Origin of the sequence: Acinetobacter sp. KB005 (genome assembly GCF_049949095.1) — a bacterium.
Taxonomy (GTDB): Bacteria; Pseudomonadota; Gammaproteobacteria; order Pseudomonadales; family Moraxellaceae; genus Acinetobacter; species Acinetobacter calcoaceticus.
Window position 1 is genome coordinate 2,495,275 of the sequence record NZ_CP188191.1, and the last position, 15,402, is coordinate 2,510,676.

At 38.4% G+C, this 15,402-nt stretch carries 15 protein-coding genes; 6 read left to right on the forward strand and 9 right to left on the reverse strand.

Annotated elements, in window-relative coordinates; genetic code table 11:
- Positions 1-78 precede the first annotated feature (78 nt).
- The 7 genes from ACPF64_RS11990 to ACPF64_RS12020 are packed head-to-tail and all read right to left on the reverse strand — an operon-like array spanning position 79 to position 7,376.
- On the reverse strand, positions 79-738 hold the full coding sequence (locus ACPF64_RS11990) for a methionine ABC transporter permease (RefSeq protein ID WP_426453476.1): 660 nt from the start codon (positions 736-738) through the stop codon (positions 79-81).
- Positions 719-1,795: a methionine ABC transporter ATP-binding protein gene (locus ACPF64_RS11995; protein WP_426453479.1), complete on the reverse strand. Its 1,077-nt coding sequence runs from the start codon at positions 1,793-1,795 to the stop codon at positions 719-721. Before ACPF64_RS11995 ends, ACPF64_RS11990 begins: the two co-directional genes overlap by 20 nt.
- Positions 1,796-1,800: 5 nt before the next feature.
- Complete coding sequence (locus tag ACPF64_RS12000) at positions 1,801-2,634, reverse strand: MetQ/NlpA family ABC transporter substrate-binding protein (RefSeq protein ID WP_426453481.1); 834 nt, start codon at positions 2,632-2,634, stop codon at positions 1,801-1,803.
- A 13-nt stretch (positions 2,635-2,647) separates the two neighbouring features.
- The gene (locus ACPF64_RS12005; RefSeq protein ID WP_005041242.1) at positions 2,648-3,478 is read right to left on the reverse strand and encodes a MetQ/NlpA family ABC transporter substrate-binding protein; all 831 of its coding nucleotides are present in this window, start codon (positions 3,476-3,478) and stop codon (positions 2,648-2,650) included.
- Positions 3,479-3,492: 14 nt separating this feature from the next.
- Complete coding sequence (locus ACPF64_RS12010; protein WP_426453484.1) at positions 3,493-4,905, reverse strand: LLM class flavin-dependent oxidoreductase; 1,413 nt, start codon at positions 4,903-4,905, stop codon at positions 3,493-3,495.
- A complete protein-coding gene (locus ACPF64_RS12015) occupies positions 4,905-6,128 on the reverse strand; it encodes an SfnB family sulfur acquisition oxidoreductase (RefSeq protein WP_426453486.1) in 1,224 nt (407 codons plus the stop codon). Before ACPF64_RS12015 ends, ACPF64_RS12010 begins: the two co-directional genes overlap by 1 nt.
- Positions 6,129-6,140: 12 nt before the next feature.
- Positions 6,141-7,376, reverse strand: a complete 1,236-nt coding sequence (locus tag ACPF64_RS12020; protein WP_419296936.1) for an SfnB family sulfur acquisition oxidoreductase — start codon at positions 7,374-7,376, stop codon at positions 6,141-6,143.
- A gap of 344 nt (positions 7,377-7,720) precedes the next feature.
- Between ACPF64_RS12020 and ACPF64_RS12025 the strand changes: the two genes are divergently transcribed.
- The 5 genes from ACPF64_RS12025 to ACPF64_RS12045 all read left to right on the forward strand — a co-directional run bounded on the left by ACPF64_RS12025 (position 7,721) and on the right by ACPF64_RS12045 (position 12,288).
- Complete coding sequence (locus ACPF64_RS12025; RefSeq protein ID WP_426453489.1) at positions 7,721-8,485, forward strand: glutathione S-transferase family protein; 765 nt, start codon at positions 7,721-7,723, stop codon at positions 8,483-8,485.
- 536 nt (positions 8,486-9,021) lie between these two features.
- Positions 9,022-9,915, forward strand: coding sequence for an amino acid ABC transporter substrate-binding protein (locus tag ACPF64_RS12030; RefSeq protein ID WP_004642554.1), 894 nt, complete (start codon positions 9,022-9,024; stop codon positions 9,913-9,915).
- Between the two features lie 93 nt (positions 9,916-10,008).
- Positions 10,009-10,851, forward strand: coding sequence for an amino acid ABC transporter permease (locus tag ACPF64_RS12035; RefSeq protein ID WP_004642555.1), 843 nt, complete (start codon positions 10,009-10,011; stop codon positions 10,849-10,851).
- A gap of 2 nt (positions 10,852-10,853) precedes the next feature.
- On the forward strand, positions 10,854-11,531 hold the full coding sequence (locus tag ACPF64_RS12040; RefSeq protein WP_004642556.1) for an amino acid ABC transporter permease: 678 nt from the start codon (positions 10,854-10,856) through the stop codon (positions 11,529-11,531).
- 13 nt (positions 11,532-11,544) lie between these two features.
- Positions 11,545-12,288 (forward strand): amino acid ABC transporter ATP-binding protein, encoded by a 744-nt coding sequence (locus tag ACPF64_RS12045; RefSeq protein WP_426453492.1) that lies wholly within the window; start codon positions 11,545-11,547, stop codon positions 12,286-12,288.
- 53 nt (positions 12,289-12,341) lie between these two features.
- On the opposite strand, the gene ACPF64_RS12050 is transcribed toward ACPF64_RS12045, so the two are convergent.
- Positions 12,342-13,655 carry a DcaP family trimeric outer membrane transporter gene (locus ACPF64_RS12050; RefSeq protein WP_426453494.1) on the reverse strand — a complete coding sequence of 438 codons (1,314 nt, stop codon included), beginning with the start codon at positions 13,653-13,655 and terminating at the stop codon, positions 12,342-12,344.
- A gap of 344 nt (positions 13,656-13,999) precedes the next feature.
- On the opposite strand from ACPF64_RS12050, the gene ACPF64_RS12055 reads away from it, so the two are divergent.
- Positions 14,000-14,470, forward strand: a complete 471-nt coding sequence (locus tag ACPF64_RS12055) for an Lrp/AsnC family transcriptional regulator (RefSeq protein WP_004642558.1) — start codon at positions 14,000-14,002, stop codon at positions 14,468-14,470.
- 43 nt (positions 14,471-14,513) lie between these two features.
- On the opposite strand, the gene ACPF64_RS12060 is transcribed toward ACPF64_RS12055, so the two are convergent.
- Positions 14,514-15,263, reverse strand: a complete 750-nt coding sequence (locus ACPF64_RS12060) for a YebC/PmpR family DNA-binding transcriptional regulator (RefSeq protein WP_426453497.1) — start codon at positions 15,261-15,263, stop codon at positions 14,514-14,516.
- Positions 15,264-15,402: the final 139 nt, after the last annotated feature.

The following is a 15,402-nucleotide window of genomic DNA, read 5'->3' on the forward strand; positions in this document are numbered from 1 at the left end:
ATGTGTAAATTAAAAATTGTGGCTGATTTTACATGAAAGCCATGACAAAGTCATGGCTAGAGCAGGGTTCTCTTGCGTTTAAACTTTACGTTTATCGAGTTGCTGGGCTAATGCATCACCAGTCGCTTGTACTAACATGACTAAAACAATCAACACTAAAATTACAGCGACCATAATCTGCATATCAAAACGTTGATAGCCATAACGATAAGCAATGTCTCCTAGGCCACCCGCACCAATAGCACCGGCAATAGCCGAGGAGTTAATCATGGTAACAATAGTCACGGTAAAGCCCGCAATTATACCTGGCAAAGCCTCTGGTAAAAGCACATGCCAAATAATTTGTTTGCGGTTACAGCCCATCGCTTGTGCTGCTTCAATTAAGCCTTGATCGACTTCACGTAAGCTCACTTCTGCAATACGCGCAAAGAAAGGAATTGCAGCAATCGTTAATGGAACAACGGCTGCCCATACACCGTAACTTGTACCCACAATCCAGCGAGTAAGCGGAATAAGTGCAACCATTAAAATAAGAAAAGGTACAGAGCGAGTAATGTTGATTACCCAGCCCAAAGCCTGATTAATCTTTTGTGATGGGTGAATGCCATGCTCAGAAGTACTCACTAGAACAACAGCAATCGGTAAGCCAATTAAAAAAGCAATCAATGCAGATGCACCCACCATAAGTAAGGTATCTACAGTTCCAGTAATTAATAGATCAATGAGCTGGTCGGGCATAGCCAAGTACCTCAAATTGTGCAATTGCTGTTAATGCGTCTTGTCGTATGGATGAAATATCAATTTCTACATTAGGGATACCCACTAAAAGTGAACCAATAATGTGCCCTTGAATGGTATCGACCTGACTTTGATATAAATTGACGGGTGCTTTAAACCTAGCAAGTAGTTCTTGAATATCAGGAACCTGATGAGCTTCAGCCTCATATTTAAGTTTTACAATAATATGAGTTGAATTTTCATCGGGTAGAGGGCTAATTTTGAAAGGTAAACTGATCTGTTCAAGATTTAGCAATTCTTGAGTAATTTGTTGCTCTGGTCGTGAGAACACAGACCAAACTTGTCCAGCCTCTACAATCTCACCTTGATCAATCACTACGACTTGATCGCAAATTTCTCGAATGACCTGCATTTCGTGAGTGATTAATACAATAGTTAAGCCAAGCTCCTGATTAATCTTCTTAAGTAAAGCCAAAATAGTGGCTGTACTTTCTGGATCAAGTGCTGAGGTCGCTTCATCGCACAGTAAAATTTCAGGGTGGTGAACAAGTGCACGTGCAATACCGACACGTTGCTTTTGCCCACCAGAAAGTTGTGACGGATAATAGCTAGACTTATCTGCCAATCCCACCAGTGCCAAAACTTCATTTACACGTTGGTCGATATCTGCTTTGTTGTAATTGGAAACTTTTAATGGCAATGCCACATTTTCCCAAACTGTTTTTGCAGACATTAAATTGAAATGTTGGAAAATCATTCCAATCCGTTGACGGGTTTGAATGAGTTCGGCATGACTCAATTCAGCAATGTTTTGTTGATGAATATGAATACTGCCAGTATTCACTTGTTCCAAGCCATTTAAAGTACGGAGCAAGGAAGATTTGCCTGCACCGCTTTTACCAATAATGCCTAAGATTTTACCTTGAGGAATATCAAGGTTAATTTCTTTTAAAGCATGCAGTTTTTGACCTTGTGATTGGTAAAACTTATTTAAACCACGAATTTTGATATGGGGTAGAGAAAAATCAACTTGTGATCCAAAACTCACCATCGTCATTCTCCTTATTTCCAGCCTTGAAACCACATACCTTGGCCAAAGTCTTTATCCAGAATATCCTGCGCTTGTTTTGAGTTCTGGAATGCTTTGACGAAGGTTACCAGTTTTTGATTTTTATCTTGGTAATCACGACGGGTTACAAACAAAATTGCATATTTTTTATCAATTGGATCTAAAAATAATGCGCTATGCGGGTCGGTTACCTTTGCCATTTTTAAGTAGTGAGGGAAGCCGAAAATTAAATCGACATCGTTATATGCATGCGCTGTCTGCGGGCCTTCAACTTCAACAAAGCTCAGCTGTTTAGGATTAACAATAATGTCTTGGGTGGTCGAAAGTTCGTTGTTGCTATCTTTAAGCTGAATTAAGCCAGCGCGATGTAGCAAAATTAAGGCACGAGCTAAATTGACTGGGTCGTTTGGAATAGCAACGCGTGCCTGTGAAGGTAAATCATCAAGTGTTTTATATTTTTTTGAATATAAACCTACGTGACTTCCTGAACCCACGGCAAATGCATGTAAGTCATAACCAGTTTCTTTGACAGCATTACGTAGAAATACGCTTTGCTGGAAAAAGTTTGCATCAATATCACCGTTTTGTACGGCAACATTCGGTGCTCGCCAGTCAGAAAATTCAACAAGCTTGACGTGAACACCTTGCTTTTCAACTTCATTGGCAACGCTTTGTAATAGCTCAGCATAAGGCGGGCTAATGCCAATCGTTAAAACATCATCGGTTTGCTTATTTTTAATATAGCGATAGCCGATGAGACCCAGAATCACGATTAAAATCGTAATTCCGAGTAACCAAGGCTTATATTGTTTGAACTGAATAGCCATAATCTTTCCGTTATTACTTCCAGCCCGGGAACCAAAGCGTTGGCCCAATCTCAGCATCTAAGACAGCTTTAACTTTTGGCGAGTTTTGATAAATCTCAACAAATTTCTTTAATTTGTCGCCCTTATCTTGGTAGTCATCCCGCACTACAAATAAAATGGCATAACGTTTATTGGTATTGTCATCAAGTAAAAGTGCACTCTCAGGGTCAGCTGTTTTTGCTAAGCGTAAGTAATGTGGGTAGCCAAAAGCCAAGTCAACATCGTCAATTGCACGAGCAGTCTGTGGTCCTTCAACCTCGATGAATTGCAAGTTTTTAGGGTTTGAAACAACATCTTTAAGTGCAGATAAATGATTGTTTGAATCTTTAAGCGTAATTAATTTAGCTTGCTGTAACAGTAGTAGGGCACGACCTTGATTCACTGGATCATTTGGAATGACTACACGTGCATTTTGTGGCAATTCATCAAGGCTTTTATATTTCTTTGAATAAAGTCCCACATGTGATGCTGCACCCACTGCAAATGCTTTTAATTTAAAGCCAGTTTCTTTAATTGCATTGTCTAAGAACGGTTGATGCTGGAAAAAGTTCGCATCAATATCCCCATGATTTAAAGTAATGTTTGGTGTATTCCAGTCAGAAAATTCAACCAGCTTCACATTTAAACCCTGTAGCTTTGCTTCATCGGCAGCAGCTTGTAAAGTTTTTGCAAACGGTGGACTAATGCCAATTACAAGTTCATTTGAGCCACTTTGACGGTGTTTATTCCAAAAGAATAAAGCAACAAAAAGGACTACAACGACTAAGCCTACGCCTAGCCATTTTTTAGAGGCTGTTTGAGCCATGTCTATCTCCAAATTTAAGCAGTTATTTCTTCAATTTTTGTTAAGTTTTTGCTGTTGTTATAGGGACTACATCGGAACGCTTGAACAGGGTGCTGTTTCGGTAATTGATCACCCCGATTAAAGATTTTGTTCCGTAGTGAACCCGTTTTATATGCAGTTTTATAGCGACCACGTTGTTGCAGCTCAGGAATGACCAAGCGAATAAAGTCGTGGTGAGACTCAGGTGCAACAGTACGCGTTAAATTAAAGCCATCAATATCGGTTTCATCTAAAAGATGAATTAAATATTCAGCAACTTCTTCGCCACTACCGACAATGAGTGGATAACGACCACCCAAAACATGTTGATCTTTTAAATCATTTTTAGTGATTTGCTGTTCTTTAAATTTTTCGGTAATCGAAACAATGCTGTTACTTTTCTGATAAGGAATTGCTTCATCATCAGCAAACTTACTTAAGTCAATACCTGTTGAACTCGCATAATGAGCTAAGCCTGCTTCAGGGCTTGCGTACTGGCGGTATTCATTAAGTTTTTGTACAGCCAAATCATGTGTTTCAGCAACAACAACGGTTATGCCAACAAAGACTTTAATGTCATCCGCTGAACGTCCTTGTTGTTCGGCAAGAGCACGAATCTTTTTCACTTGTTCACGAATTTTTTCGGGTTTGTCACCGCCAATAAATACACATTCGGCATGACGAGTCGCAAACTGCATACCTTTCGGTGAAGCACCAGCTTGAAGTAATGTTGGGGTGCGTTGCACGGAAGGAGACACCTGAAATACGCCTTCACTTTGGTAATATTTACCGTGATGGTGGATGGTGTGAACTTTAGATGGGTCTGTAAAAACACGATTTACTTTATCTTTTTTGACTGCGTCGTTTTCCCATGAACCTTCCCAATATTTATAGCAAAGCTCTAAAAACTCCTCGGCCTGTTCATAACGCGCATCGTGGTCTTTTAAACCTTTTTGACCAATTAAGCGTTCGGCGCTATCTAAATAACCTGTCACGATATTCCAGCCAATACGACCTTGAGTTAAATGGTCAAGACTCGCAAAACGACGGGCAAACTGATACGGATGTTCATAGCTTAAGTTCACAGTGACCCCAAAACTTAAGTTTTGAGTGACTGCTGCCATAGCTGAAATGAGTGTAGATGGGTCATGGCTCGGAAGCTGAATGGACTCTTTTAAAGTCAGATCAATACCATTTTGATAGACGTCATACACACCAGTAATGTCTGCAATAAACAAACCATCAAAGAGACCACTTTCTAAGGTTTTGGCTTGTTCTGTCCAATAGCTTAGTTCATTAAAGCGGTGTGATTCATCACGTGGATGTGTCCATAAGCCATGATTGATATGCCCCACACAGTTCATGTCAAAGGCGTTTAGTAAAATTTCTTTTGTTTTAAAATCAGTCATTACAATGTCCCCCGACGAGGTGGTAAAACACCATTCAGAACATAGTTGCCGATAAAGTAATATTTCCAACGTGCAGCATCATGCAACGTATGCACGCGTGCATTGCGCCAGAAACGGTCTAAGCCATCTTGTGCTTGACTACCACGGCTACCAGCAAGTTCAATCAGTTTCGATGACGCTTTTAATGCGATATCGCTACTATGAGCACGTACTTTCGCAACATCAATTGAAGCTTTAGCAATCCTTTCAGGTGTAGTTTCAATTTTTGCGGCATCAATTGATTGAGCTGCTTGTTTTAATAAAACTTCACTTGCTCGTACATCTACTGCAATGCGTCCTAATTCATAAATTGTTAAAGGATCTTGGTTTGCCGTTGCAACTTGCGAATCAATCCATGGGCGAGCTTGATGTACTCTTTGCAAGCTTTCTTCAAAGGCTGCTCGTGCAATGCCTACCTCAATCGATGCATGCATAATTTGGGCAAAAGGGCCCACTAAAGTTGGTTGTAAAAATGCAGTATCAAAAGGAATGACATCGTCTGCATCGACAAAAACCTGATCGAATTTGACTGTGCCGCTACCTGTGGTTTTCTGTCCGAAGCCAGACCAGTCGTCCACAAGTTTTAATCCTTGCGAACCACTTTTTACAAACGCCAGATATTCTCGGCCTGCATCATCTAAAACTAAGGTTGGAATACGGTGAGCAAATAAACTTCCTGTGCAGTAAAACTTTTCACCCTGAATCAAATATCCATTTTCGTGAGGACGGATATTGGTTTGTTTGTGAGTCGAAGTTTTTGTTTTAAATTCAGCAAGTGCATTACCAAAGCGCGTGCCATTTAACACTTCGCCATATAAGCGTTGTTTTTGAGCTTCTGTTCCCGTATTGCGTAAGACTTCTAATGCATAGAAATGGTTTTGTGGAATTTGACCAATTGAACCATCTGCGCCACTTAAAAGGGCAATTACTTTAGCTACCGTATGGCTTGAAACTTCGGCACCTCCATATTGCTTTGGTACTGTAATTGCCCAAAGCCCAGACTGGCTTAAGGCATCAATTTCGGTATACGGTAAAATTCGCTTGGTATCGCGTTCTACTGCGGTTTTTTTAAATTGCTCAGCAAATTCTTTAGCAATTTCTAAAGCTTCAGCATCATTTTGAATAATGTGTGCTTGGTTTGATGCCGATGTTTGTTTAGTTTGAACCGATTGATATGAAGTCATGACAATTTCTCCTTAAATCCAGGCATGGCGGGCAGGGAAATGACCATTAAGGTAATAATTGCCAATGGCATGTAATTTCCAACGAACAGGGTCGTGTAACGTATGTACACGGGCATTTCGCCAATGTTGATCTAAATTATGCTGGCTTAAACTTGAGCGACTTCCACCAAGTTCCAGCAGTTTTTCAGAGATTTGTAGAGCGGCATCATTGGCATAGACTTTCGCTTCAGCAACCAAAATTGAAGCTTTCGCTACTTGTTCATCAGTCACATTTTCAAGTTGGTCAAGTTCATCTAAATATTCAGCCGCTTCATCAAGCAATAAAATTGCAGCGTCGAGCACAATATTTAACTTACCAACCTCTTGCAGGGTGTAATGCTCAAAGCTGGCTTTTTCAACATTTGCATCAATAATCGGTCGTGCTTTATGAATGGTCGATAAGGTATCTTCAAAAGCGGCTTCTGCAATTCCAACATCAATTGCAACTTGTAATAACTGCGAATAAGCACCGCGATAAGTTGGGACTTGTGTTAATAAACGTTCATCAAAAATAAGTTCAGGATTAACTTCAACATCATTTAATTTAACTGTACCGCTCGCAGTTGTACGTTGACCAAAGCCATTCCAGTCATTAATGACTTCAATGCCTTGAGTATCTCGGTTAACAATCACTAAAACGACATGGCCTTCAGGATGAACAGCCTTAATTGCAAGCCAGTGAGCAAAACTTGTTCCAGTCGAATAAAATTTCTCACCGTTTAAAATATATTTACCATTTTCAATGGTGAGCGTAGTTTTTAGTGTTTTTGAGTCATGTGTATTACGTTCTGGGCCACCGTTGGCAAGACGTTTTCCTGCTAATATTTCTGAAAAGATAAATTGTTTTTGTTGTTCTGTACCCAAGATTTCGATCAGGTTTAAAAGGCTAATCTGATTTTGTGGAATCTGACCAACATTCGCATCGCCTTTACTTAAAATACGGAAAACTTGTGCCAAGGTTTTATTGGACACAAAAGCTCCGCCATATTTTTTTGCAATTCGGATTCCGCCTAAGCCTTTTTGGCTAAAGCTTTCGATTTGCTCATGAGGTAATAAGCGTTGTTGATCACGTGTATTACGACCCTCTAAAGCATAATCCGCCACTTGATAAGCGGCATTAATGGCTTGTTGATCATTTTGAATGACTTGGACGTATGCCGTCGTTTTAGATAGAGAATTAGACATAATGACACCTTGTATTGCTGTCATTACCTTACAAAAGAAATATTTTTCCACTAAACGAGGACTTATGCTCAGCTTATGAAATAAAGTGCAAAGCATTTTTTTTGATTTTTAATGGAAAAATAAAGATATTAAAAATTATTAAAAATCAATTGGTTGTTGTTTTTATGCAAAAAATTAATAATAAAATTAGTTTTAATATGAAAAAGAGCAATAAGTACGGTAAAAAAAGATATAAAAAAAATAGACTTAACTGTCAGCAAAAATGAGCACAATATCCATTGTTTTCACTAAAAATAGCTTCTAAAGTATCTACTTACCATCGACCATTTTTGTACAAATAGTCAAATAAAAATAAACGTGGAGATTTTATGCGGGTTTTGTATCAGTTCCCTTTGTCCCATTATTGTGAAAAAGCTCGCTGGTTGTTAGACCATAAAGAACTTGATTATGTGGCTCATAACTTGATTCCAGGGTTTCATCGTGCTTTCGCACAACTCAAAACAGGGCAAAATTTGCTGCCAATTTTGAAAGATGATCATCAATGGATTGCTGAATCAACCAAAATTGCACTTTATCTGGATGATACCTACCCAGAACATGTGCTTTTACGTCGTGATGAGCAACTTAGACAACAAACACTGAAAATTGATAGTTTGGCTGATGATCTTGGGATACATGTGCGTCGTTGGGCTTTAGCACATAATTTAGCCCAAGGGGATCATGCTCTAGAAATTATGATGGGTGAACAAGGTTATTTACGTCAGTTTGAAAAAATATCAAAACCTTTTCTCAAAACACTCGTAAAAAAGAACTATAAGCTTGAAGAGGAGTTAGTGGGCCAGTCCAAAGAGAAAATGGACGAACTCATAAATGAACTAAACCAGTATTTAATAGAAAATCAAGCGCGCTATATGGTGGGCGACCGATTAAGTCTTGCCGATATTTCTGTCTGTTCGATGCTTGCACCACTATTAGAGGTAAAAGGTACGCCGTGGGAGCGTGAAGAGGCTGAAGAAGTTTCTGCAGAATGGAGCAACTATCAAAAATATTTACTTGATTTGCCTCTAGGCCAATATGTTTTAAGAATATATCAAACCGAAAGAAACGCGCGTGTAGATTGGCGAGGAATTTAAACTTTATAAAATGCCCTGATTTTCTCAGGGCATTTTTGTAATATTTCTAAGGTCACTCATTTATCTAAATATTACTATCAATTTTCTAAATGATTTTTATTAAACCATTTGCATATATTATTTTGATGCTTAAGTTGCTTTTTACAATGTGAATTTAATGTTTAGCTAAATCTCTAATAAGTTTAATTTTTATAATTTTGCAGAAAATATAATTTTTCTAAAAACAGTTTTTAGAAGAAGTTAAGCCTCTTTATTGTGCATGTGTTTACAATGTAATCAATAATTGCCACATTTAAGTGTAATTAGGTGAGCTTAATAATAGACAGAAGATTAAAATATAGATTAAAGTAGAAACATGTGAGCAGTTTTAAAGGTATTAATTCTGCAAAACAGATTGAATAAAATAAGTGAAGCAAATGGATGTGTCCTACTTGGAAAAGTTGGCTCGATAATTGCAATTTAATAATAAATCACTCTATTTCTCTATATGAATGATTCTATAGATAAATAGAGAGAATGATCATCAAGGAGTTCTTATGAAACGTTCTGCAACCTCTCTCATTATTTCAACATTTATGCTTTGTACGGTTGGTGCTACTTCTCAAATTCAGGCAGCAGATACATTAGCTAAAATTAAAAGCAGCGGAAAAATCGTCATTGGCCACCGAGAATCTTCTGACCCAATTTCATATGTTGTTGCAGGTAAACCAGTAGGTTATGCAGTCGATATCTGTAACCAGTTTGCAAATGACATTAAAAAAGAATTGAAAATGCCTGGGCTAAAAGTTGAGTACAAGGCAGTAACTTCATCAACTCGTATTCCTGAACTTTTAGCAGGCAATATCGATATGGAATGTGGTACGACCACAAACTCTAAGCAACGCCAAGAGCAAGTTGGTTTCTCAACAAACTACTATGCGACTGAAGTACGTATGGCAGTTAAAGCGAACTCTGGCATTAAGAGCTTGGCAGATTTAAATGGCAAGGCTGTTGTAACAACTCAAGGTACAACATCTGATAAATACATCAAAATGAATGAAAAAGGCCAAGCGCTTAATATCCAAAACATCTATGGTAAAGATCACTCTGACTCTTTTGCAATGATGGCATCAGGCCGTGCTGCTGCATTTGTCATGGATGATAATATTTTAGCTGGCTTAGTTGCCAAGTCTTCTACACCTAAAGCTTTCGCAATTGTTGGTCCAGTACTTTCATCAGAGCCTTATGGCATTATGCTTGCTAAAGGTGATACAAAATTTAAAGCGATTGCTGATCGTACTGTAAATAATCTATGGAAAACTGGTCAAATGGACGCTTTATATAAGAAGTGGTTCTTATCGCCAATTCCACCAAAAAATACAAATTTGAACATGCCACAAAGTTCATCTTATAAAAAATTAAAAGCTCACCCAACAGATGCAGGGATCTAACAAGATCTTTTTGTCCTAAATTTACTTAAGCAAGTGAAACCTCACTTGCTTAAGCGGTCTATTTTCCTAAAGATATTCATTTAAGGGGCAAACATGTCAGTCGGCTCGCTAAACTGGACTATATTCTGTGCGGAGTCTAATGAATATGGTGTCGATAAAGCCGCATGGGCAGAATCAGTCTGTAGAGTAATTGGTAGCTCAAGCTACAATGCTCATGCTGAAGCGCCCACATGGTTACAAATGTTAGGTTCAGGCGTCTTTACTATGGTTTGGACAGCTGTTATAGCCTTTCTTATCGCATTTTTATTAGGTTCTCTCCTAGGGGTAATTCGTACATTACCTAACAAACCTCTCGCATTTATTGGCAATTGTTACGTTGAAATTTTCCGTAATATTCCACTTATTGTGCAGCTATTCTTCTGGGCATTTGTTTTTCCGGAATTTTTGCCGGATAGCATAAGTGCAGGCAGTGGAGATGTTGTCGCTGGTGGATGGTGGAAAAATCTTTTAAATCAGCAACCTGCGGTTATTGGTGTTTTTGCATTAGGTCTCTACACAGCTGCGCGTGTATCTGAGCACATACGTGCTGGTATTAATACTGTTTCAACAGGACAAAAATTTGCTGCTTCCGCAGTAGGTTTTACCACTGCACAAAGCTATCGTTATGTCATTTTACCTGTTGCATATCGTACAGTGTGGCCCACGATTACTTCTGAAGCAATGAACGTTTTCAAAAACTCAGCTGTTTTATATGCTTTGAGCGTTTTGAACTTCTTCGCTTATACAAAAACCATGCGGGAAGAAACTTCTCAGGACATCATCATTCTTATTCTCTCTACACCTGTTTATTTGATCATTACTTATAGCATTAAATTTGTAATGGCATGGATTGAGAAACGAATGGCTGTACCTGGCTTAGGTTCAGGAGGGAAGTAATTATGGATTTTTCTTTATTACACAATCCTGACGTGATCGCGGCACTCAAAGAAGGTTTTGTTTTTACCCTTACCGTGACTGTATTGGCGATGCTGGGTGGTATCCTGATCGGAACCCCATTGGCAATGATGCGTTTATCAAGCAATGCCATCGCAAGTAATTTCGCAAAATTTTATGTCGATCTGTTTCGTGGTATTCCATTGATTCAGGTAATCTTTATTTTCTACTTTTTGTTGCCAAAAATATTTGAGTTTCAATCTGATACATATTGGGGACCGTTGTTTTCGAGTGTTGTGACTTTTGCTATTTTTGAGGCTGCATTTTTCTCGGAAATTGTACGTTCCGGAATTCAGTCTATTTCAAGAGGTCAGGTAAATGCAGGTTACGCGCTAGGTTTTACCTATGGTCAATCAATGCGCTACGTGGTTTTACCTCAAGCCTTTCGTAACATGCTCCCAGTATTGTTAACTCAAACAATTATTTTATTTCAGGATATCTCATTAGTGTATGTGATTAGTGCACCAGACTTTTTAGGTCGTGCAGATACATTGGCTAATACTTATGGTCCTGAAACGAAAGCAACATTCTATTTAATCGTCGCTGTAGTGTACTTCTGTAGTTCGTTTGTGCTGTCGCAATTAGTCAAACGCTTACAGCAAAAAATTGCCATCATTCGCTAATTGGAGATTTTAAATGCCAATGATAGACATCCAACATATCTCTAAATGGTATGGTGATTTTCAGGTTTTAACAGATTGCACGACGAGTATTGAAAAAGGTGATGTCGTTGTTGTTTGCGGACCATCTGGTTCAGGAAAATCAACACTCATTAAAACAGTAAATGCGTTAGAACCATTTCAACAAGGCGATATTATTGTTGATGGCGTTTCTCTGAAAGATCCAAAAACGGATCTTGCGAAATTCCGTTCACGAGTGGGAATGGTCTTTCAGCACTTTGAACTTTTCCCACACATGACTGTCTTGGAAAATTTAACAATTGCTCAAGTCAAAGTGTTAAAGCGTTCAGTTGCTGATGCTCGTTCAAAAGGTCTGAAATATTTAGAGCGTGTAGGTTTACTTGCTCATAAAGATAAGTTTCCGGGTCAATTGTCTGGTGGACAGCAGCAGCGTGTAGCGATTGCGCGTGGCTTGTCCATGGACCCAATCTGTATGTTGTTTGATGAACCAACTTCTGCACTTGACCCTGAAATGGTCGGAGAAGTACTTGAAGTGATGGTGCAACTTGCACATGAAGGTATGACCATGATGTGTGTTACACATGAAATGGGCTTTGCTAAAAGAGTATCTAACCGTTTAATTTTTATGGATGAAGGTAAGATTTTGGAAGACTGCCCAACGCATGAATTCTTTGATAATTTAGATGCTCGCCACGAACGTGCGAAGCTTTTCTTAGAAAAAATTCAAGCCATGCATTAATACCATTAATAAAAAAAGAGCCTTTTGAAAGGCTCTTTTTTACATCCAATTTTTTAGAAACTATATTTTGCTAATAAATTAATACGAGAGTAATCACCCTTATCTCCTGCGAAAGTTTCTCGCTGGCCGTAAGTATATTCTGCACCTAAATCAATACTTTTAACTGGATTCCAGATTAAATTGACCAAGGCATTATAAATTTCTTTGTTATAGCTGGTACTGGTTAAATTGCTATTTGCGTAAATGTTATCATCTTTATATTGAATACCGCCTATTGCAAAAGTAGAGCGGAGGATAGGGCTCCATTTCCGTTGATAGCCAATAACGGCACTATCGAATTCACCTAAATTAATATCTTGTGTTGTTGTGTCATAGGCATAAGCAGAATTGCTATAAAGTAAATAGCGGCCATCTCCTTTAACGTGATAGTAATTAGCAACCAAGCTATCTTGAGGAGTTAAATCATATTTACCACCAACCCCAACACCCCAACCAAATTTTTCTTCAGAAGCGCTATCTTTTGGAGCTACACGGTTTTCATGGGCAAGACCATGTAACTGTAATAGGCCTTTATTATCTGCAGTTTTGAAATCATATCGTGCTGTTAAAGCAGGAAAACGGCTCCCACCGGCAGCATTACCAGCTTTTTCAACATCACCGCCTTCTAAGGCAACTAATATTTTTTGTTGGGCATTAATTGACTGAGTGTATCTAACCTGTACTGTACGTGTAGTACCTGTACCAATAGCGCCATTAAAATCTACTGTTTCTGGCGATGTATCGGTGTTTACAAAAGGTGAAGTAGTTTGACCAGCTAACCATTTACCTAAAGACATATAAGCATGACGAACACGGAAGGTCCCATTGCCATTATCGCCATTTCCACCCATGAAATCGGCTTCAATTTTGCCGTTTAAATCTCCGTATTGGGTAGGCCGAGTAATGTCTAGACCAATTCTTGAGGTTGCAGCAGATACATTTAAAGAATCTTGTCTTGGATCATCTTTATTTAAAGGGTAGTTAGCGCCATTTGAAATGCTACCATTTGAACCTTTAAAGTCATAGGTTGCATCTGCGCGGACACTACCATAAAGCTTGACTTGGGTTTGTCCATCTGCCATTGCCATCCAACCTGGTTTTGATACAGGAGAGGTAGAAACCGCAGGTGTTGCGGGAGGTGCTGGTGGAGCACTGACTGATAAAGCTGTTTTTTGTTGATCAGATAGTTTCTGAACAAGTTGTTTTAATTCCTTTACCTCATCACGTAACGCATTAACTTCAGCATCTGTAGCTGCATGCACAGGCATCGTCACGCTAATTACACCTAAAGAACTCATTGCTAGCACTAGTGTTTTGATCTTATTCACAGGAATTCCCCGACATGGATAAAAATTTTCCTGCAAATACATAACAATAATAATGCCAACTTTAACAATTTAGAAAAATAGTAAAATTTCTATTTTTATCATTGGCTTATGTCAAAATAGAAGTGTAAATAAGACCTTTCATTGAAAAAAATAAATGAGAGCATGAAATTGACTCTCTAAAATGAGTCATATGCTCCACTATTTGCACGGTTAAAATGCATAACTGCAATAAAATATGTAAAAGAAATAAATGTTTTAGCTATTTTTAAACCTTTGTATTTTTCAATGCGTGGGAGTTGTATAGGGTATACTGTCCTCATTGTAAATTCTGGCTGGAGATAGGAATGGAGTTAGATCGTTTTGATAAACAAATTCTAGAAATTTTGTCTCATGAAGACTTAAATTTGAATGAACTTTCAGAACGGATCAATCTGTCAGTCAGTTCTGTGCATCGCCGGATTAAACACTTGATTGAAGCCAACGTTATGGGGCAGCTCAAAAGGGAAATTAATTTTAGTAAACTCGGCTTTACCTTGCACATCTTATTGCAAGTTTCATTGAGTAAGCATGACACTGAAACGTTTGACAAATTTCTTTCCGAAATAGAAGCAATTCCAGAAGTGACCAATGCATTTCTAGTGACAGGGCAAAGTGCCGATTTTATTTTGGAACTTGTAGCACGCAACATGGATGACTACAGTGAAATTTTATTAAGACGTATTGGAAAAATTGACAATGTGGTTGCTTTGCATTCCAGCTTTGTTATTAAAAAATATAATGTTTTTAACTGCTATAACCTATTAAATAAACTATAAAAAAACGCACCTAATGGTGCGTTTTTTAATTCAAATGTTTGATTTAGGCATCAAGTTGAGCCAAAACCTCATCTGAGAACTCAACGTTGGTATAAACGTTTTGTACATCATCGAGATCTTCAAACATATCAATCATTTTAAGAATTTGTTTTGCTTGGTCGACATCAGTAATTTCAGCTTTGGTTGATGGACTCATAACCACTTCTGCATTGTCAGATTTTAAACCAGCAGCAGTCAGAGCATCTTGAACTTCACCAAAAGTTTCTGGTGACGTGATTACCAAAATTTCATCTTCTGAAACTTCAATATCTTCAGCGCCAGCTTCTAAAGCAACTTCCATGATTTTGTCTTCTAAAGAAATATCTTCAAAAGTAATTTCACCACGTTTAGTAAATAGATAAGCTACAGAACCCGCAGTTCCTAGGTTACCATTTGTTTTACTAAAACAGTGACGTACATCTGGTACTGTACGGTTCAAGTTATCTGTCATTGTTTCAACAAGAACAGCAACACCGCCAACACCATAACCTTCGTAAGTTACTTCTTTTAAATCATCATTATCTTCACCACCGGCACCACGTTGGATTGCACGGTTGATGGTGTCACGTGTCATATTAACTGAAAGAGCTTTTTCAACTACTGCACGCAGACGAGGGTTGCTAGCAGCATCTCCACCACCAAGTCTGGCAGCAGTCACAATTTCACGAATATATTTAGTAAAAACTTTACCGCGACTTGCATCTTGTTTCGCTTTACGATGCTTAATATTGGCCCATTTAGAATGACCCGCCATGGACGTGAACTCCAAAAAAGAAAATGCAAAAGTGCTGGAATATTAGCATAGGCTTGGTTTTGTTGAAAACTGTTGCCCTGCGTTTTGTTAGCCAATTGAATAAGAATAATAAACTTAAGACCTAATGAGTAAGATTAGG